At 41.8% G+C, this 18,711-nt stretch carries 18 protein-coding genes; 6 read left to right on the forward strand and 12 right to left on the reverse strand.

Features of this window, described 5'->3' with window-relative positions; genetic code table 11:
- Positions 1-23 precede the first annotated feature (23 nt).
- Entirely contained in the window at positions 24-644 is a 621-nt protein-coding gene (locus tag BJN41_RS09280; protein WP_070154740.1) for a hypothetical protein, read from the forward strand.
- A gap of 143 nt (positions 645-787) precedes the next feature.
- Positions 788-1,006, forward strand: coding sequence for a hypothetical protein (locus tag BJN41_RS09285; RefSeq protein WP_026438238.1), 219 nt, complete (start codon positions 788-790; stop codon positions 1,004-1,006).
- Positions 1,007-1,114: 108 nt separating this feature from the next.
- Here BJN41_RS09285 and BJN41_RS09290 read toward each other — a convergent pair whose 3' ends face one another.
- The 7 genes from BJN41_RS09290 to glnK form a co-directional block, all read right to left on the reverse strand.
- Positions 1,115-1,660 carry a VTT domain-containing protein gene (locus BJN41_RS09290; protein WP_019838149.1) on the reverse strand — a complete coding sequence of 182 codons (546 nt, stop codon included), beginning with the start codon at positions 1,658-1,660 and terminating at the stop codon, positions 1,115-1,117.
- 123 nt (positions 1,661-1,783) lie between these two features.
- Positions 1,784-2,443 (reverse strand): riboflavin synthase, encoded by a 660-nt coding sequence (locus BJN41_RS09295; RefSeq protein ID WP_070154741.1) that lies wholly within the window; start codon positions 2,441-2,443, stop codon positions 1,784-1,786.
- Positions 2,444-2,477: 34 nt separating this feature from the next.
- The gene (locus BJN41_RS09300; protein WP_019838151.1) at positions 2,478-3,770 is read right to left on the reverse strand and encodes a DNA adenine methylase; all 1,293 of its coding nucleotides are present in this window, start codon (positions 3,768-3,770) and stop codon (positions 2,478-2,480) included.
- A complete protein-coding gene (ribD, locus tag BJN41_RS09305) occupies positions 3,767-4,870 on the reverse strand; it encodes a bifunctional diaminohydroxyphosphoribosylaminopyrimidine deaminase/5-amino-6-(5-phosphoribosylamino)uracil reductase RibD (RefSeq protein WP_070154794.1) in 1,104 nt (367 codons plus the stop codon). Before ribD ends, BJN41_RS09300 begins: the two co-directional genes overlap by 4 nt.
- 36 nt (positions 4,871-4,906) lie before the next feature.
- A complete protein-coding gene (nrdR, locus tag BJN41_RS09310) occupies positions 4,907-5,365 on the reverse strand; it encodes a transcriptional regulator NrdR (protein ID WP_004975665.1) in 459 nt (152 codons plus the stop codon).
- A gap of 139 nt (positions 5,366-5,504) precedes the next feature.
- Complete coding sequence (locus BJN41_RS09315; RefSeq protein ID WP_070154743.1) at positions 5,505-6,914, reverse strand: ammonium transporter; 1,410 nt, start codon at positions 6,912-6,914, stop codon at positions 5,505-5,507.
- 62 nt (positions 6,915-6,976) lie between these two features.
- The gene (glnK, locus tag BJN41_RS09320; protein WP_004650081.1) at positions 6,977-7,315 is read right to left on the reverse strand and encodes a P-II family nitrogen regulator; all 339 of its coding nucleotides are present in this window, start codon (positions 7,313-7,315) and stop codon (positions 6,977-6,979) included.
- A gap of 275 nt (positions 7,316-7,590) precedes the next feature.
- Between glnK and BJN41_RS09325 the strand changes: the two genes are divergently transcribed.
- Both BJN41_RS09325 and BJN41_RS09330 read left to right on the forward strand, forming a co-directional pair.
- Complete coding sequence (locus BJN41_RS09325; protein ID WP_019838153.1) at positions 7,591-7,818, forward strand: accessory factor UbiK family protein; 228 nt, start codon at positions 7,591-7,593, stop codon at positions 7,816-7,818.
- A 72-nt stretch (positions 7,819-7,890) separates the two neighbouring features.
- The gene (locus BJN41_RS09330) at positions 7,891-9,378 is read left to right on the forward strand and encodes a YifB family Mg chelatase-like AAA ATPase (RefSeq protein WP_070154745.1); all 1,488 of its coding nucleotides are present in this window, start codon (positions 7,891-7,893) and stop codon (positions 9,376-9,378) included.
- 120 nt (positions 9,379-9,498) lie between these two features.
- Here BJN41_RS09330 and BJN41_RS09335 read toward each other — a convergent pair whose 3' ends face one another.
- Positions 9,499-10,281: a TorF family putative porin gene (locus BJN41_RS09335; protein ID WP_070154747.1), complete on the reverse strand. Its 783-nt coding sequence runs from the start codon at positions 10,279-10,281 to the stop codon at positions 9,499-9,501.
- Positions 10,282-11,423: 1,142 nt separating this feature from the next.
- Between BJN41_RS09335 and BJN41_RS09340 the strand changes: the two genes are divergently transcribed.
- The gene (locus tag BJN41_RS09340; protein WP_070154749.1) at positions 11,424-12,755 is read left to right on the forward strand and encodes an OprD family outer membrane porin; all 1,332 of its coding nucleotides are present in this window, start codon (positions 11,424-11,426) and stop codon (positions 12,753-12,755) included.
- 98 nt (positions 12,756-12,853) lie between these two features.
- On the opposite strand, the gene ppa is transcribed toward BJN41_RS09340, so the two are convergent.
- A complete protein-coding gene (gene ppa / locus BJN41_RS09345) occupies positions 12,854-13,390 on the reverse strand; it encodes an inorganic diphosphatase (RefSeq protein ID WP_019838157.1) in 537 nt (178 codons plus the stop codon).
- 124 nt (positions 13,391-13,514) lie between these two features.
- Positions 13,515-13,913 carry an MAPEG family protein gene (locus BJN41_RS09350; protein WP_070154751.1) on the reverse strand — a complete coding sequence of 133 codons (399 nt, stop codon included), beginning with the start codon at positions 13,911-13,913 and terminating at the stop codon, positions 13,515-13,517.
- Positions 13,914-14,017: 104 nt separating this feature from the next.
- Between BJN41_RS09350 and BJN41_RS09355 the strand changes: the two genes are divergently transcribed.
- Positions 14,018-14,398 carry a hypothetical protein gene (locus BJN41_RS09355; RefSeq protein WP_070154753.1) on the forward strand — a complete coding sequence of 127 codons (381 nt, stop codon included), beginning with the start codon at positions 14,018-14,020 and terminating at the stop codon, positions 14,396-14,398.
- Between the two features lie 108 nt (positions 14,399-14,506).
- Here BJN41_RS09355 and BJN41_RS09360 read toward each other — a convergent pair whose 3' ends face one another.
- Together BJN41_RS09360 and parC are read right to left on the reverse strand one after the other, a co-directional pair.
- Positions 14,507-16,183 carry an AMP-binding protein gene (locus BJN41_RS09360; RefSeq protein ID WP_070154755.1) on the reverse strand — a complete coding sequence of 559 codons (1,677 nt, stop codon included), beginning with the start codon at positions 16,181-16,183 and terminating at the stop codon, positions 14,507-14,509.
- A gap of 148 nt (positions 16,184-16,331) precedes the next feature.
- Entirely contained in the window at positions 16,332-18,551 is a 2,220-nt protein-coding gene (parC, locus tag BJN41_RS09365) for a DNA topoisomerase IV subunit A (RefSeq protein WP_070154757.1), read from the reverse strand.
- Positions 18,552-18,711: the final 160 nt, after the last annotated feature.

Raw genomic sequence — 18,711 nt, forward strand, 5'->3', positions numbered from 1 at the left:
AGCTCGGAATAAGGAGAGATGCAGTGACTTTAAATGTCGGCTCAGATTTTAAACAGCGCTGGTTAACTGCGCCTCAGGCTGTGCGCCAGACATTTATGGATGATCTGCATCGAATTTGTGAGGTCTTGCAACCTGAAACACAATTACACCAGTGGATTGCAGAAGATCAGCGTGCTCAGCAACAATCACAGGAAAAAATTGAACAAGCCTATGCTGACCTAAAAGCACGTTTGATTGAAGAAGCACGCCAACGTCGCCAATTGGCACTTGAACTCAAATTAGAAGAGCGTCGTGCAGAACAAGCCGCTTATGCTGCACAGTTACAACAAGATGAAGTACAACGCTTCGCAGAACAAACTCAAGTACTTGAGCTGATGCGTCAAAGTCTGGATCAGGAAATTTCAAACTATACGGCGCGTTATGAGCAAAATCCTGAATTACCTACAGTGACTTTTAACCAAGCCGCAACTGCAGTAAATGATGATAAAATTACCTCTGAACTTGAAAGTGTACGTTTGCGCTTAGAGCTAGAAGCCGAAACTCAAATTGAGCAGGCGGTCACGGTCTTTCGTGCGCGACTGCATGCCGCAGCTCAAGAAGAAATTGACTATATCTTAAAAAATTCAAGTTTTTCTAAAGAATAAATTTACTTTTACCCCCTATTCGCCCATAGCCTTAAATCAAGTGTCATCAAAATGAAATAATTTTGTCTCATGATTGTCATCCAGAAAAAGTTGAATTCTCAGCTTTTATCTTCTTTAATAACTTTGACAATCTCGGGTTTCAAATGGATATCTTGACGAAAATTTCAGGCAAAATCGACCATCTTAATACGGGCGAACAGTGCAGTATTCGTGCTCAGGATTTATGGATCAGTCGTGCAGATTTCCAATCATTAAGCATTTATTTGTCTAAAGAAGCGGAAAAGGGTAAGTTTTCAATTCAAACAAACGATACTTTTAGCTCGCGCTTAGGTGGTACAGAATTAATTGTCACCAAACACTAAAACTGAACCAGACCAAAAGTCCACACGGTGGGCTTTTTTGTGGTCGTCAATCAGTTTTTTTGAGTTATCGCTGTTGATTTAGAATAAGAAAATAGGAAACATTAGGAATTAAATCCAATCACCCAACCAAGACAAAATATTGCCCAAACCATAACCTATTGCCATTAAAGAAAAAACCCACACGGCAGCACCCACCACATTATAAAAACTAAAAGTCGCCAAAGGCATGTGCCCAGACCCTGCCGCAAATGGTGCAAATGAACGTACAAACGGTATAAAACGCGCCATTAAAATAGTTTTGCCACCATGTTTCATAAAATAATGGTTGGTTTTTACAATATATTCAGGTTTGAAATAACGTGAATGTTGATGGAAATACTTCACACCTAGAATTCGTCCAGTGTAATAGTTGACGCTATACCCCAAGACCGCAGCGACAAAAAGCAAAACCCCCATATAGTGCAAATGCACCACATCGGTGGTGGAACACAAGGCACCAATGGCGATCAGCAAACTATCGCCTGGTAAAAAAAACATAAACACGGAACCTGTTTCTGCAAAAATAATCAGAAACAAAATGGCATAAATCCACAGACCATAATTATCGAGTAATAATGGCAGCCAGTGTTCCAAATTCATTAAAAAATCAATCATCTACATTAAGCCAAAGGGGTGTTTATGATGAAAAAACTATCTATATCTCTTTAATTATCCCTAAAAACAAAAAAACAGTCTAATTTTTCAATCAGACTGTTTAAATTTCATTCGGCTCAGTGCTTATTTTAAAAAGCCATTTTCTGACAAGAATTCCATGCTAATTTTGGACTGCTGCGTTGTTTCTGCCGCTTTATCGCCCAGGAGCAAACGCTCAATATAACGTGCCAAGACATCCACTTCTAAGTTGACCTTGCTACCAACTTTCCATGTGCCAATATTGGTACGCTCTGCCGTGTGCGGAATTAAATTCAGACTAATGACATTACCGCGTAAATGGTTAATGGTCAGGCTAATCCCATCAACTGTCACCGAACCCTTTTCTGCCAAGTATTTGGCAATTTCTGCAGGTGCGGTTACTTCATAGTAAATCGAACGTGCATCTTCACGTACCAATGTAATTTCACCGACTGCATCAACGTGACCACTTACAATATGCCCACCAAAACGTGTGGTCGGCAGCATGGCTTTTTCAACATTCACAGGCTGCCCCACTTTCCATGTGCCTAAAGTGGTACGGTTTAAACTTTCACGGGAAACATCTGCGGCATACCAATTGTCACCCCATTCAATCACAGTCAGGCAAATACCATTGGTGGCGATTGAATCGCCCAAATGCACATCCGACATATCCAAATCGGTCTGAATACGCAAACGTAAATCACCGCCCACACTTTGCAGGCTTTCTACTTTACCTAAACTTTCAATAATGCCTGTAAACATAATCTTCTCTCTCATTCACTGAGGATTTGTGGATTTACCACAACGCCAATTGGGTACTCACGCCTGAGGTATCTACACCACCCAATTCTGCAAAGTGGTAGAGTTGTCCTAATAACTGGCGAATAGGTGGGCCGGACTTGGCATGCGTATCAGTAATCACAATAAATTCTAGTACGCGCGCCCGCTCGGACTGGCGCTGTTTACTCACGCGATAACGCGGAACATCTTGGGTCAATAACGTCACTCGACCGCGTTTTAAATTGGCTTGTAACAAGTCTGTGGCACTAATATTACCATCAGTAGAATAACTGGTTAGAATAAAACGTGCATTAATGGTGTCCAATAAGGTTTCATACGCCTCTTTGGCATGTTTGGATGAGTTGTATGGACTTGGACGTTCTTTGCGCCATGCACGGTCAATACCACTTTTAAAGCCTTTGGTGTCTGGGGTTGGTAAGTCGACCTGATCCCATAAGGTTAAGGCATTTAAGACATGATAGTTGCTGCTATAAGCATGTTGATTATACGGTGGGTCTAAATACGCCACATCCACCTCAAAACCACTCATTTGATTGGCAAGATGCTGTGCATCGACACACCACATTTCTGCAGCAGGTTTATTGGCTTCGCCAATGTCACAAAAACGGCTTGGCGTGAGCCACAATAACGATTCTATTCGTTCGAGCGCAGTTTGAGTTTTGCCGCCCCAGCCATGGTGGAAGCTTTTAAACACGCCACTGGTATTACTGACAAAACTGGCAGAATACAGCAACGGTGCCAATAATGCTGACATTTCGACATCATCAATGGCACCCTGCGCTTGCCACGTGGCAATTTGTTGACGAATCGCATCTATGCGCATGCCGTTTCGACGTTTAAAGAACAAACGGTCACGACTTGGGTCATAAATCTCGTCATTGCGCGGACATAAATTATGCGTCACCCAGCCTTTGACTTCAGGCAAACGGTTCAAATAATCAATGGCTTTTTGATAGCCGCCTAATTCTTTAAATGCAGGTGCTTCAGTGCAGGCCAAAATCGCATGGTTTAAGGCATGGCTGTACGGTTCCCAATCATTGGCAATCACGCGATAACCATTTTGGCGCGCCAAACGTGATACCACTCCTGAACCTGCAAAAAAATCGGCAAAAATTGGGGCACGACCATTTTTAGGATGCAGCGTTCCTGTCTGTTCAAGCGCTTCTAAAATCAGATGCAGCAAACGGCGTTTATTGCCCAAATAAGGCACTAACTGATGAAATAAATACTCATCAGTAGTGCGTGCCGCATGACGGCGTTTATGATAAACCGTTGACTCTGAACTCATAGTGTCTCTTGAGAAGGAATTAACCTAAGGCGCACGTCATCACCCAATTGAGTGACATCGTAAAGTTTAAATCGAAGTTGCTCTGACATCTGCTCAAATTCTGCATTAAACATGGTACGAGCCGAGCTCCCTAACAATGTAGGTGCCACATAGCTGATCACTTCATCTACCCAACCTTCCTGCAAGAAAGCAGTCGATAAGGTTGCTCCCGCTTCAATCAATACATCATAAATTTGATGTTGCTGTACCAATTGGGCAAGTAAGGTTTCTAAAGGCTGTACCGCCAATTGTATCACGCCTAAGGCTGCCAACTCTGCACGATATGGTCCCATCACCATCACCGTTTCAGGCTGCTGCAAAATTTGTGCGCTCAAAGGCAAACGGCCTTGGCGATCTAAAATAATCCGTTTGGGTTGTACCACGCTGTGAGTGTCATCTACACTCGCTAAGTGGCGTACATTAAGCAGACAGTCATCGGCCAGCACTGTGTCGATACCCGTTAATACTGCAGCAGAGATTGCCCGCCAATGCTGCACATCAGCACGGGCAGCTGTGCCAGTAATCCATTTAGATTCACCCGAAGCCATTGCCGTGCGACCATCCAAACTTGAAGCTACTTTTAAACGCACATAGGGCATGCCCGTAGCCATGGCTTTTAAAAAGCCTAAATTTAACTGACGCGCTTCAGCTTCTGCCACACCGACATCAACCTGAATACCCGCATCTTTTAAAATTTGAACGCCCTTACCTGCTACCAATGGATTTGGGTCTGGACAAGCGACTACCACTTTGACCACGCCTGCATCGACCAACGCTTTGGCACAAGGTGGAGTGCGTCCATAGTGCGCACACGGCTCCAAAGTTACATAGGCAGTTGCACCACGTGCCTGTTCACCCGCTTGACGCAAAGCAAACACTTCAGCATGCGGTTGTCCTGCACGCGGATGATGCCCTTCGCCCAATAATTGTGCATCTTTAACGATCACACAGCCGACATTTGGATTAGGTTTGGTGCTGTATTGCCCCAAACGTGCCAACTCAATCGCACGACGCATCCAAAAAAGATCATTGGGAGGTAAATTGGAAGTGAATTCAGTCATATTCAGATGTTGTCTGCTTTTTGCTGACATGAGAATTTATTGCTCACGTAACTGCATTTGTTCAATTTGACGGCGAAACGCTTCGACATCCTGAAAGTCCTGATACACTGAAGCAAAACGCACATACGCCACGTGATCCAATGCAAATAAAGCCTGCATCACAATTTCACCAATGGTACGTGATTTCACATCACGCTCACCCAAACGGCGAATTTGTAATTGAATGTCGCTGAGTACCGTTTCAATTTGCTCTTGGGTCACAGGACGTTTTTGCAAAGCATGCATCAATGAACGACGTAGCTTGGCTTCATCGAAGGGTTCACTTTTCCCATCCGATTTAATCACACGTGGCATGACCACTTCATAACTTTCAAAAGTGGTGAAGCGTTCACCACAGCCAATACACTCACGACGTCGGCGAATTTGACAGCCTTCTGCCGCCAAACGTGAGTCAATCACTTTACTGTCTGCAGCGTTGCAAAATGGACAATGCATAGCGGTTAAATTGCACAAATTTGAATGAAAATGCAGTGTAGCAAAATTTCTCAACTTTGTAGAGTTTTACGCAATATATAGAAAAAAAACAGCCCCAAAGGGCTGTTTTACACAATATATTGATTATGTGCTGTGTGGATTATTCGACACGCTCACCATGTTGGCTTAAGTCGAGTCCCATACGCTCATCTTCTGCAGCCACACGAATACCGATTGTTAGATCAATTACTTTTAAGATGATGAAAGTCAGTACAGCTGAGTAAGCAATAGTCGCTAACACACCTTCAACTTGCACCCAAAGTTGGCTCATTAGGTTGCTTGGTGCAGCATCGCCCATAATAAACTCGCTGGCAAAAAAGGCGGTTAAAATTGCACCAACAATACCACCCACGCCATGAAGACCAAAGGCATCTAAAGAGTCATCGGCTTTCAAGGCGCGTTTTAAGGCAGTAATCCCCCAGAAACATACGACACCACCAATTAAACCCATCGCTAATGCACCACCGACAGTCACAAAGCCTGCTGCTGGTGTAATCACGACCAAACCTGCAATAGCACCCGATGCAGCACCTAATACAGAACCTTTACCACGTACCAGTTTTTCAACCACAAGCCATGCAATTGCTGCGGCTGCGGCTGCCACTTGAGTCACAACTAAGGCATAACCCGCTGCACCATTCGCGCCTAATGCAGAACCACCATTGAAACCGAACCAGCCCACCCAAAGTAAACTCGCACCCAGTACAGTCAAAGTCAGGTTGTGCGGAGCCATAGATTCACGGCCCAAGCCCATACGTTTACCCAACATGTATGCAGCCACCAAACCTGCCACGCCTGAGTTGATGTGAACGACTGTACCGCCAGCAAAGTCGAGTGCACCATCATTGCCTAACCAGCCACCACCCCATACCCAGTGGGTAATTGGTGCATAGACCACGACCACCCAAATCGCAATAAAGGCAACAAAGGCACCAAACTTCATTCTTTCTGCAATTGAACCACTGATAATGGCCACAGTAATAATGGCAAAAGTCATTTGGAAAATCACAAATAGAATTTCAGGAATACTGCCGCTTAAAGCATCTGTACCAATGCCTGCCAGCATGACTTTATCCAGGCTGCCAATAAAGGCATTGCCTTCGCCAAAAGCCAAACTATAGCCCACTGCCACCCAGGCAATACTGACCACGGCTGCTGCTACAAAGCTATAAGCCATAGTATTGAGTACATTTTTCTTACGTACCATACCGCCATAAAACAGTGCCAAACCAGGAATGGTCATGAGTAAAACTAAAGCAGTCGAAACTAAAATCCAAGCGGTATCGCCTGTATCTAATACAGCTTCTGGTTCAGCAGATTCAGGCGTGCTGACTTCTGCTACAGCTGCAACTTCTGTTGCATTTGTTGTTTCGATAGGAGATGTTTCGGCAGTTTCAAGCACTGCAACATCTGAAGTTGGTGCGGTGGCTGTTGCGGCTTCTTCAGCCCAAGCAACAGAACCACCAAGAAGTGCGCCCGATAGACTCAGCGCGAGTAGCATTTTTTTCATTTGTGTCCCCCGACCTTTGTTTTTGTGAGTTATTAGGTACTCAGCAAACTTCATGCCATCTTTTAAACAGCATCTGCACCCGTTTCACCTGTACGAATACGGATGACTTGTTCGAGGTTAGTTACAAAGATTTTGCCATCACCAATCTTGCCTGTACTAGCAACACGAGTGATTGACTCAATCACCGAATCGACCATTTCATCGCTAATTGCGATTTCGATTTTAACTTTAGGCAAGAAGTCAACGACGTACTCGGCGCCACGATAAAGTTCGGTGTGACCTTTTTGGCGACCGAAGCCTTTGACTTCTGTTACGGTGATCCCTTGAACACCAATTTCAGATAATGCTTCACGCACATCATCTAATTTAAAGGGTTTTACAATTGCAGTTACGAGCTTCATGTTTGTTTTCCTTCGGCTTAATTCACCAGTAAGGTTTTATGTTCAAATTCCATGCCAAAGTTCTAAGGTCGGGGGAAATTAGAAACCGTGACATGAGTTTTCTTTATACCTTATTTTATACATTTATATGGTTTTGATCTTCAAAAAATAGACATATTTACTAGAAGATTTACGATTTTACTCATCGAATAAATCCATATTTCGTCTGAAATGCTATAGTCTATTCAAGACCAGTGCTACACTGCCTACCTTTGTCCATCTGTGTGGAAACAACAATGATTGAAACTTTATTACAAGCCATTTTGGAACAAATTGAACAACCCAAAAAAGATTTAGAACATAATTTACGTGCTTTGCTGAATGAAGCCGTGACAAAAATGGATTTGGTCTCGCAAGATGAGCTAGACCGCCAACGTACTGCGCTCAATAATGCCAACTTACGTTTAAATGAGTTGTTAAAACAGGTTGAAGTACTAGAACAGAAAATCCAACTCAAAAAATAAGCACCAATTGAGTGCTTAAGTACAAAAACCAAACATTATAAAAATAACGCACCAAAACGGATCATAATAAAAATGTCTTTTGCCAAAGTGTATACGCGGGGGCTGCTCGGCTTGCACGCCCCTGCAATTGAAGTTGAAGTCCATCTAAGTCAAGGTTTACCATCTTTAACCATAGTTGGTCTAGCCGAAGCTGCCGTACGTGAAAGTAAAGATCGGGTACGCTCTGCCATTATTAATAGTGGTTTTCAATTTCCGACCAAACGTCTGACCATTAATTTAGCGCCTGCCGACTTGCCCAAAGATGGGTCGCGTTTAGACTTAGCCATCGCCTTAGGTATTTTAATTGCATCGGGACAATTGCCCGAACAGAGTACTGACGGTTTAGAATTTATTGGAGAATTGGCTTTAGATGGTCAATTACGCCCCACTACAGGCACACTCAGTATTGCGATTGCCTGCCAACAGGCACAGCATCGTTTGGTTTTACCTGAACAAAACGCACAAGAAGCTGCACAACTGCCAGACTTTGAAGTCTTTGCCGCCGCACATTTAAAACAAGTTTGCGAACATTTGGCACAAAGCCAGCTTTTAGATAAAGTCATCGCGACTGCACAGCCACAGTTATCACACTCCGCATTTGATTTAGTCGATGTGAAAGGCCAATTGCGCCCACGACGCGCTTTGGAAATTGCAGCAGCAGGTGGACATTCACTGCTATTTAAAGGCCCACCCGGTACAGGTAAAACCTTATTGGCATCTCGGCTTTCCAGTATTTTACCGCCATTKAATATGCAGGAAAATTTAGAAGTTGCCAGCATCTATTCTGTGGCGAATAGCCCGCATACGTTTGGACAGCGTCCCTTTCGTGCACCGCACCATACCGCTTCTGCTGTGGCATTGGTCGGTGGAGGCTCATATCCCAAACCAGGTGAAATTACCTTGGCACATTTAGGTGTTTTATTTTTAGATGAACTGCCTGAATTTGATAAAAAAGTGTTAGAAGTACTGCGCCAACCTTTAGAGTCCAAAGAAATTGTGATTTCCCGCGCCTCTCGGCAAATTACCTTCCCAGCCAACTTTCAACTGATTGCTGCCATGAATCCTTGTCCTTGTGGTTATGCTTTTAATCAGGATGTGCGCTGCCAATGTTCAGCAGAAAGTATTAAACGCTATCAAAACCGTATTTCAGGGCCGTTGTTGGATCGTATCGACTTACACATTGATGTACCACCTCTGCAAGCACATGAATTGCAGGACACTCGACCTGTCGAAAATTCTGAAACCGTGCGAAGCCGTGTCATTCAAGCATATACACGACAATTGCAACGTCAAGAGTGTCTCAACATGGCACTCAGCCCCAAACAATTAGAGCAATTTGCAAGCTTAGATAATACTGCCCAAAATATTTTAGCCATTGCACAACAGCGTTTGAATTTATCGGCACGTGCGTATCATAGGGTATTACGAGTGGCGCGTACCATTGCAGATTTAGCCCAAAGTGAACAGATTCAAAGTCCACATTTGAGTGAGGCACTGTCTTATCGTGCCCATGAAACCTGATTGAAAGTCTAAGAAATGAAAAATAGCCCATTGCCATGCCTCTACAATGGGCGAGTTGTTTTTATTGTTTTTAAGTTTCACTCCGTACTGGAGCTTTTATTTATCGTCGTAGCCGTATCTTTAGAAGGCTTTAGTTAACGTGAATACGGCTCCTGTTTCAACGCCACGTTTACGTACATGAGACCAATTTTCAACGGGATCACTGGTCGTATCTAAACCACCTGTATCAATATCAGTTCCTACAGCAGCCAATTCAGCAGATAAGCCTTCAACTGAAGCAAAGTTATAGCTCACACCGACTTTCCAATCTACATAGCTGTCACTATTATCCCCAAAATCAAAGTCATCTGCTTGGGTGTAACCTAATCCGGCAACCCCAGAAAAGCCCGTGCTTCCAATGGGTGCGGTATAAGTGGCATTGAAATACCAGGCATCGGTGTCACCACCTAAGAAATCATTGGAATAGTTGATTGCGGTCAATAAGTTGGCATCTTTAAATAAAACATCGCTAAAACCTAATTTTGCATAGACTTCAAGCCAGTTTAAATCGCTCTCACTTGGGTAGGCGTAATACCACAAACCCACATCCAAAACAGGTTTGCTGGCAAAATAATCTAGGCTTGTGGTATAGCCAATATAAGGGTCAAGCTCTAAATGTGCCGTACCACCAAAATCGACATTGGAACCCCACACACCTGCATACACCCCAGAATCATGGTTCAGTAAGAAACCTGCTTGCACTGCGGGATCATTGAATGTTTGGGTTAAACCACGATAACGATAATCACTGGTCAAGGCTGCTGTCCCGCTAAAGGACATACCTGCTGTATTTTCTGCAGCAAAGCTGAGACTAGATGTAGCTGCGACCATCGCCAAAGAAAGTGTTTGAAGTACGAATTTCATTTTAGATTCCCCCTGCATCGGATAAGATGCGTTGTCTATTTTTTGCTTGACTCATTGAGGGAATTGCAAGCCCTATGCCAACGTTAGAGTTTCGAACAGGGATTAAGCATTAAAACTCAAAAAATTGAGATTAAGCCATTGTTATATATTGATTATTTCTTATAGTTTTTTATTTTAATTACAGTGACTTTGGATGTACATCAACTCTCATCTTATATAAGGACTACACTTTAAACATTGATTTGCACAGCGGTATGATTATTTTTTGCATCCTTGCATAGCAATAAAGCTAAATCACATGCCTAAAAAAGTGCAGTCAAGAATCACAAGCCTATCCTGATCAAACAATCGAAAGTCATGCCTATCCTCTGCTCCTCCTAGCGCTATCAACTATCAAAACTCAGTGAACAGACAGAAATCCTGTCCTAAACTGCACTATATTTCTGCACCAAAATTTGACATCAATATGTGACGTGACACTTAAATCTTCACATCAAAAATAATTCATTGACCAAAACGATAGATCAATTTTAATTTTCGCAAGCCAACGACCATATAAAAGTTATGTATTAAACATCTTCTTAAACAGTTCTGTTTTCATCGTAACGCCCAAAACTAAACACAGATGTTTCACATGAAATCCGTAATAGCCAAAAGCTATTACTCAAAGCTTAAATAAAAATTTAATTTTTATACTCTTAATTCAAATAAAGATTTATAAATTTATTTCTCCACTTATCTCTTGCCCAAAATTCGACTTAAAAGATAACCACATCACTGGAAAAACTTAACCCTATTTAAAGGTTTATGCTGTGTTTTACGCCCTTTCATCATACACTAAGCTGTTGAAAAACTAAACAAACTGTATTTTTAATGTACAATTTACAAATAAAGTTGCAGATGCGCTGTATTTGGCTATGTTTCAGTGATTCAGTAAGTTTAAATATGTTTATGTTTTTACTAAAAAATAAAATATTTATTCAACTTTTGAAAAGTCGATATTTTTAATGACCCCACAGTTTATCGAAAAAATGCTTAACTTTAGTGTCATAAGTGCTTTAAAAGTGATATTTTCGCGCCTAAATAGCGATACAATTCGCCTACGTTTCAACTACACATTTACTGCATGAGGCCATCTCCCAATGCTGCAATCTAAAAAATTAACACTTGCGTTGCTGATCAACGCAGCGCTTGTTTCAACTACATTTGCTAGCGAACAAAGTGAATCTAAAGGCTTTGTAGAAGACGCAAACGGTTCGGTTTTATTCCGTACAGGTTATTTAACTCGTGATTATAAAGATGTAAAACCTGGTACAGATACAAGTTCATTTGCGCAAACTGCAATTGTCAAATTAGATTCCGGCTTTACCAAAGGTGTAGTCGGTTTTGGTGTGGGTGTTGTTGGTGATGCTTCATTTAAATTAGGCAAAAATGGGCATACTGGCAATCAAATGATTCCTGTACATGATCAGTTAAATGCTGATGGCACCAAAGATGCTTACGATCACTGGGCACGTGGTGGTGCTTATGTGAAAGCACGTGTATCAAATACAACAGCTAAATATGGTACGCAAGTATCTGAAATTCCAGTAATTGCAAGCAATACAGCACGCTTAACACCTGAATACTACACTGGTCTTTATATTGAAAGTAACGAAATTAAAGATTTGACGTTAATCGGTGGTAAATTCACTAAAAACCAATGGTCAAATGACATCAGCTCAGACCAACAAAATTTGGACAGTGCTATTTTCTGGGGCGCGAAATACAAGTTTAACGACCAAGTTAATGCCTCTTATTATGGGGTAGACGTTAAAGATAAATTAGATCGTCACTATGGGAATGTGAATTATAGCTTCCCTACAGCAAATGGTGCGAGCGTAACTTTAGATGCAATGGGTTACAATACCAAATGGAAAGTTGGAGCAGAAACAACTGATCCACGCATTGAAACTGAAGAATTGACTAACTCGATTTGGGGTGTATCTGCAAGCTATAACAGGGACGCACACAATTTGATGCTTGCGTACCAAGATAATGCCGGCAACATAGGTTACGACTATGCTTACAACGCAGATGGTCTACAAAGCATTTATGTACCAAACTCATACTTATCCGACTTTAATGGTAACGATGAAAAATCTGTTGGCTTACAGTACAACTATAATTTTAAAAACTATGGTCTCCCAGGTCTAAACTGGACAACAGCATTCGTTTATGGTTGGGATATTGATGTAGCCGAAAAAAATAATCCAGCACAAATTATCGACCAAGCTGAAGAACATGAATTCTTTAACCAAGTGAAATATACGGTTCAATCGGGTGCATTCAAAGATGCAAGCTTACGCTTACGTCACTCTTACTTACGTGCAAGCGATACGTATAACAATGCGAAAGGAAATTACGTCAGTAATGCTATTGGCTCAACCAACGAATGGCGTATCTGGTTAGATATTCCTGTGAAATTATTCTAATTTCTCGGAATAGCAAAACCAATAAAAAACCTGCACAGAATATGTGCAGGTTTTTTTACATTTCAGCTTTCATTTGAATGCTGAACAGGCTACGCAAATTATGGATTTGCAGCTTTGTAGCCTTCAATTGAGTTCAATACTTCTTGTTTCGCAACATCAGCACCTTCCCAACCGCTTAACTTCACCCATTTGCCTGGCTCTAAGTCTTTATAGTGTTGGAAGAAGTGTTCAATTTGGCTGATCAATAATGGTGGAAGATCCGTATATTCTTGAACATCTTTATAAATTGGGGTTAATTTTTCGTGCGGAACTGCAACCAGTTTCGCATCAACACCACCATCATCTTCCATGTTCAGTTTACCCACTGGGCGGCAACGAATCACAGAACCTGGCTCTACTGGGTGTGGAGTCACAACCAATACGTCTAGCGGATCACCATCCAATGAAAGTGTATTTGGTACATAACCGTAGTTCGCTGGGTAGAACATTGCTGTACCCATGAAACGGTCTACAAATAATGCATCAGAATCTTTATCAATTTCGTATTTGATTGGCGCTGCATTGGCAGGAATTTCAATGATCACATAGATGTCATTTGGTGCATCTTTACCCGCAGGGATATTGCTGTAGCTCATAGCATCACTCTTATACAAGTTAAATCTTTTTAAAACCGCGTCAATTATACCGGTTTTCTGTCCTGAATTACTGCGTGATTATACATCTGCAAGGTAAAAATACATATTTTCACACCTGACTTGATCAGGTCAGTTTAATCACCATCAGTAAAATACAAATTGGGCAAAGTAAAGACAACATCCAAACAATTGAACACAGTGTCGCCCAATTGGCTAAATAACAAATTCCATAAATAATGCGCAGCACAATATAAGCAATACCAAACATCATCACCACCACTTGTGGGATGACCATATATTCCGCCATGAGCACTGCAGCAATAAACAAAGGCAGGCTTTCAAAACTGTTTTGTTGTACGGCGTTGGCACGTGCAGCCAAACCTGTAGTTTTAGCTAAAAATTCACGTGGATTTTGGTTATCTTCACGTTTAAAACCGCCTGCCATTTTGGCCACTACGGTAAAAACATAGGGCAATAGGCATGCAATAATAATCAGATAAACAATTCCACTTATGCTTTGCATCAATTTTTTCTCATAAACTGTATTGAGAACTTATCATAACATGGCATATCTGGAATAAATTTTGTTAAATAGCATGTTTTCAGCAATTGTATAAAGGATCCATTATGGTCAGCCCAGATCAAAAGGAAATGCTAGATATACTTGAAAAGCAACGCCAACATCAACTGCGAGTGGATCGTGTTTTAAAAATTGTGTTGCCTATTGTGGCATTTTTATTGACGGTAATTTGTGCCAACATGAACGTATGGTCGACCATTTTTAGCTTTGTTGTGCTTTGGGTGGCGTTTTATGCGGTGGGGATTAAGCGTTTACCGTTATGGCACTGGATTATCGTGATTGTGGTGTACTGCTTAATTGATAATATTTTAAGTTATGGCAGTTTTAATCAATCAGGTTTTAGTCGCCAATTTGGTGCGATGTTTATTTTCTTGGGTATTGTGGGTGTTGGGCGTCGCTACTTTGACCGTTGGTTGATGAAAGAATAAGGTCTGGTGACACTTCGTCTGTATTGAACAAGAAGCTATCTATTTTTATAAGCATATAAAAAACGCCCCTGAGTTTTCAGAGGCGTTTTTGTTTCAAAGCAACATGAATTACGCTGTTTTACGCAAATCTTTACGCAAGATTTTACCTACGTTCGATTTTGGCAATTCTTCCATAAACTCCACATAACGTGGGCGTTTATAGCCAGTTAAGTTCTCTTTAGCGAATGCTAATACTTCTTCAGTGGTCAATGATGGATCTTTTTTCACCACAAATAGTTTTGGCACTTCACCTGATTTTTCATCTGGCACACCAATTGCTGCTACTTCCAAGACTTTCGGATGCTTCGAAATCACTTCTTCAATTTCAGATGGATAAACGTTAAAGCCAGATACCAAAATCATGTCTTTTTTACGGTCTACAATTTTCACATAGCCGCGTGAATCCATGATACCAATGTCACCTGTACGGAAGAAACCATTAATCATCACTTTATCGGTTTCATCTGGACGGTTCCAATAGCCTTTCATGACTTGTGGACCACGGATTGAAATTTCACCTTGCTCACCCAGCGCAACTTCATTGCCGTCATCATCCAAAATAGCCACTTCAGTTAATGGCAATGGAATACCAATCGTACCACTAAATTCGTCAGATGTAGGTGGGTTAGCCGTTGCAACGGGTGAAGTTTCAGACAAGCCATAACCTTCAATAATGTTGGTGCCTGTGACTTTTTTCCATGCTTCAGCAGTTGAAGGCAATACGGCCATACCACCACCCATCGCCATTTTCAATCGGCTGTGATCAAGCTGTTTAAACTCTTCATTGTTCACAAGTGCATTGAATAAGGTATTCACCGCAGGGAAGAAAGTCGGTTGATATTTACGTAATTCTTTCATTACCGCAGGTAAATCACGCGGGTTTGGAATCAATACGTTTGCTTGACCTTTGTACATGCCGTAAAGCGCGCACACCATAAATGCAAAAATGTGATAAAGCGGCAATGCACAGAAAATACGATCATCTGGCTGACCATCTTTCGCACCAAATTTACTTTGGAAAATACCATCACATTGCAGCATGTTTGCCACAAGGTTGCGATGCGTTAATTCTGCACCTTTAGATACACCTGTTGTACCACCTGTGTATTGCAACACAGCAGTATCACTTAAAGTTAAGTTAGGACGTTTGTAGTTGCTTGGGCTCACTTTAGATATTGCCGCATTAAATTTAATGTGACCCGGAATGTTCCATGCTGGAATCTGCTTACGCACTGAACGTAAAACAAAATTCACCAACGTACCTTTTAATGCGCCTAGCATATCGCCCACAGAAGCAACAACCACATGCTTCACAGGAGTTTTACCAATAATTGCCTGATAAACCGATGCAAAGTTTTCGATAATCACTAAAACTTCAGAACCAGAGTCATTTAATTGGTGCTCTAACTCACGTGAAGTATAAAGTGGGTTCACGTTCACCAATACTAAGCCTGCACGCAACACCCCTAATGCAACTACTGGATATTGAAGTACGTTCGGCATCATCACCGCAACACGCGAGCCTGGTGCCAAACCTAAACTTTGTAAATAAGTTGCAAATTTACGGCTAGCTTCTTCTAGTTCACTAAAGCTTAAAACTTTATCCATAAAGATAAAGGCATCACGTGAACCAAATTTTTGGAAATTACGTTCAAAAATGTCTACGAGTGACGTATTTTCTGCAGGCAGTTCTACAGTTTCTGGAATTCCTGTCTTTTGGTATTCAGCAAACCAAATCTTATCCATAATGCCAATTTCTCCAATCAGTAATCCTTAGTTTTAAACTATTTTTCTCAATACAAGACGTCGTTGTTTGCTTGTTTATGCCCTGTATTGCATCCATTTTCACGAACACAAACCATATATAACGTATTTTGCTTAAAAAACGCTAGTATTATCTTTGAATTAACAGTTTATTTGCTTTTTGGTAACCGCGTGGTAAGAGATGACCTTTCGTGCCGCGCTTCGCCACATACTTCAGCAAATCATCACCTTTGAGTTTGAGTTGTTGCTGTCCTGCAAATACTTGAATTGTTTCATCTAAACTTAAAGGTAACATAGACACCAACTGATCTTTTTCCTCAAGTTGTATCAATTTATTACCTTTACCTTTGTTCAAAATTGGCAATTCTGACAGCTCAATCACCAGTAAACGCCCTGCTGAACTGAGCAGTGCAACATGACTCGCGTGTTCAATCATTTGCAAGTTCATCACGGTCGATTGTTCAGGCAAAGACAGGAATGCTTTACCTGCTTTAGCACTGGTATCTAACTGTTTGGCCTGTGTTTTAAAACCATAACCTTTACTACTGACTGCTAGAATTTCAGCCTCATCATCGGCAATCAGCAATTGTTTAAAGCCAACACCACTGGCAGGAGCAAGTTTTGAACTTAATGGTTCACCCAAACCTCGTGCCGAAGGCAGGCTATTAATTGGCAACGCATAACTACGCCCCGTATCATCTAAAATATAGACGCGCTGATTAGACTTGCCTTGTGCATGACTGAGATATTGATCACCCGCACGGAAATTTAGATTTTCCGCATCAACCTCATGCCCTTTAGCACAGCGAATCCAGCCCGCTTCAGACAATACCACCGTTACAGGGTCGGCAGGTAGCATATCTTGTTCATTAATTGCAGTCGCTTCGGCACGCAATACAATCGGTGAACGACGATCATCACCAAACTTTTTCGCGTCTTCTTTTAACTCACTGATAATTAAATTTTTCAATGATTCAGGATTAGCCAGTTGTTCACGAATAATGGCGGCACGTGCTTCCAATTCTTCTTGTTCACGGCGAATTTCCATTTCTTCAAGCTTGGCCAGATGACGTAGCTTTAATTCCAAAATGGCTTCGGCCTGAATTTCATCAATACCAAAATGTGCCATCAACTCGGCTTTAGGATGATCTTCTTCACGAATAATCCGAATCACGGTATCAATATCTAAATAGGCAATCAGCAAACCTGCCAAAATGTGCAGTCGCTTTTCGATTTTATTAAGATGATATTGCAAACGACGTGTGACGGTATTTTTACGAATCTCAATCCATTCCAGCAAAATACGACGAATCGATTTCACCTGCGGACGACCATCTGCGCCAATCATGTTCATATTGACACGATAGCTCGATTCCAAGTCAGTCGTGGCAAATAAGTGACTCATCACTGCTTCGGCATCAATACGGTTGGAACGCAGTACAATCACCAAACGGGTTGGGTTTTGATGGTCTGATTCATCACGCACATCGCTCACCAACGGCAGTTTTTTCGCCTGCATCTGATCAGCAATTTGGGTAATGATTTTTGAACCCGAAACCTGATACGGCAATTCTGTGATCACGATTTCATTTTTTTCAATGCTGTACACCGCACGCATACGGTAACTACCGCGACCTGTACTTTGCATTTTCAGCAATTCTTCAGGCGGGGTAATAATTTCAGCTTTGGTTGGTAAGTCAGGCGCAGGAATATATTCTGCAACTTTTTCATCGGTTAAATTTGGGTTGCGAATCAGGGCAATTGTGCCTTTCACCACTTCTCGCAAGTTATGCGGTGGAATATCGGTCGCCATCCCTACTGCAATACCGGTGGTGCCATTCAGCAAAATATTCGGTACACGCGCAGGCAAATTGACAGGTTCTTTTAATGAGCCATCAAAGTTATCTTGCCAGTCACAAGTACCTTGCCCCAATTCAGCCAAAAGTACTTCACTATATTGCGATAGTTTGGCTTCGGTATAACGCATCGCCGCAAAGGATTTAGGATCATCGGGCGAACCCCAATTACCCTGTCCTTCAATAAATGGATAACGATAACTGAACGGCTGCGCCATCAACACCATAGCTTCATAACAAGCAGAATCACCATGCGGATGGTATTTACCCAATACATCCCCCACGGTACGTGCCGATTTTTTTGGTTTGCCACTGTGTTTGAGTCCAAGCTMACTMATGGCGTACACAATACGGCGCTGTACAGGTTTTAAACCATCGCTGATATGGGGTAATGCACGATCCATAATCACGTACATGGCATAGTTAAGGTATGCACGTTCAGTAAATTCTGCTACGGAACGGTTTTCTGTTGCATGATGCGCGAGGCTTGTCATAAAACCTGTCGTCCTAAATCACTTGTTTTTGTATCAATCGGCTTATGCTATGCCGCAGCAGCATCCTGCACAAGAGTTAGTAGGAATGCTCTGAGACAATTTGTGTCTTATGCCGTAAAAATATTCATTTTATAAAAAACAGCAATATAAAATTATAACG

It is taken from the genome of Acinetobacter towneri (assembly GCF_001758345.1).
Classification (GTDB): domain Bacteria; phylum Pseudomonadota; class Gammaproteobacteria; order Pseudomonadales; family Moraxellaceae; genus Acinetobacter; species Acinetobacter towneri_A.

Bases quoted from the DNA above. Each gene is read 5' to 3' on its own strand.
- BJN41_RS09285 (WP_026438238.1), top strand. From the start codon at position 788: ATGGATATCTTGACGAAAATTTCAGGCAAAATCGACCATCTTAATACG.
- BJN41_RS09290 (WP_019838149.1), bottom strand. From the start codon at position 1,660: ATGATTGATTTTTTAATGAATTTGGAACACTGGCTGCCATTATTACTC.
- BJN41_RS09295 (WP_070154741.1), bottom strand. From the start codon at position 2,443: ATGTTTACAGGCATTATTGAAAGTTTAGGTAAAGTAGAAAGCCTGCAA.
- BJN41_RS09300 (WP_019838151.1), bottom strand. From the start codon at position 3,770: ATGAGTTCAGAGTCAACGGTTTATCATAAACGCCGTCATGCGGCACGC.
- ribD (WP_070154794.1), bottom strand. From the start codon at position 4,870: ATGACTGAATTCACTTCCAATTTACCTCCCAATGATCTTTTTTGGATG.
- nrdR (WP_004975665.1), bottom strand. From the start codon at position 5,365: ATGCATTGTCCATTTTGCAACGCTGCAGACAGTAAAGTGATTGACTCA.
- BJN41_RS09315 (WP_070154743.1), bottom strand. From the start codon at position 6,914: ATGAAAAAAATGCTACTCGCGCTGAGTCTATCGGGCGCACTTCTTGGT.
- glnK (WP_004650081.1), bottom strand. From the start codon at position 7,315: ATGAAGCTCGTAACTGCAATTGTAAAACCCTTTAAATTAGATGATGTG.
- BJN41_RS09325 (WP_019838153.1), top strand. From the start codon at position 7,591: ATGATTGAAACTTTATTACAAGCCATTTTGGAACAAATTGAACAACCC.
- BJN41_RS09335 (WP_070154747.1), bottom strand. From the start codon at position 10,281: ATGAAATTCGTACTTCAAACACTTTCTTTGGCGATGGTCGCAGCTACA.
- BJN41_RS09340 (WP_070154749.1), top strand. From the start codon at position 11,424: ATGCTGCAATCTAAAAAATTAACACTTGCGTTGCTGATCAACGCAGCG.
- ppa (WP_019838157.1), bottom strand. From the start codon at position 13,390: ATGAGCTACAGCAATATCCCTGCGGGTAAAGATGCACCAAATGACATC.
- BJN41_RS09350 (WP_070154751.1), bottom strand. From the start codon at position 13,913: ATGCAAAGCATAAGTGGAATTGTTTATCTGATTATTATTGCATGCCTA.
- BJN41_RS09355 (WP_070154753.1), top strand. From the start codon at position 14,018: ATGGTCAGCCCAGATCAAAAGGAAATGCTAGATATACTTGAAAAGCAA.
- BJN41_RS09360 (WP_070154755.1), bottom strand. From the start codon at position 16,183: ATGGATAAGATTTGGTTTGCTGAATACCAAAAGACAGGAATTCCAGAA.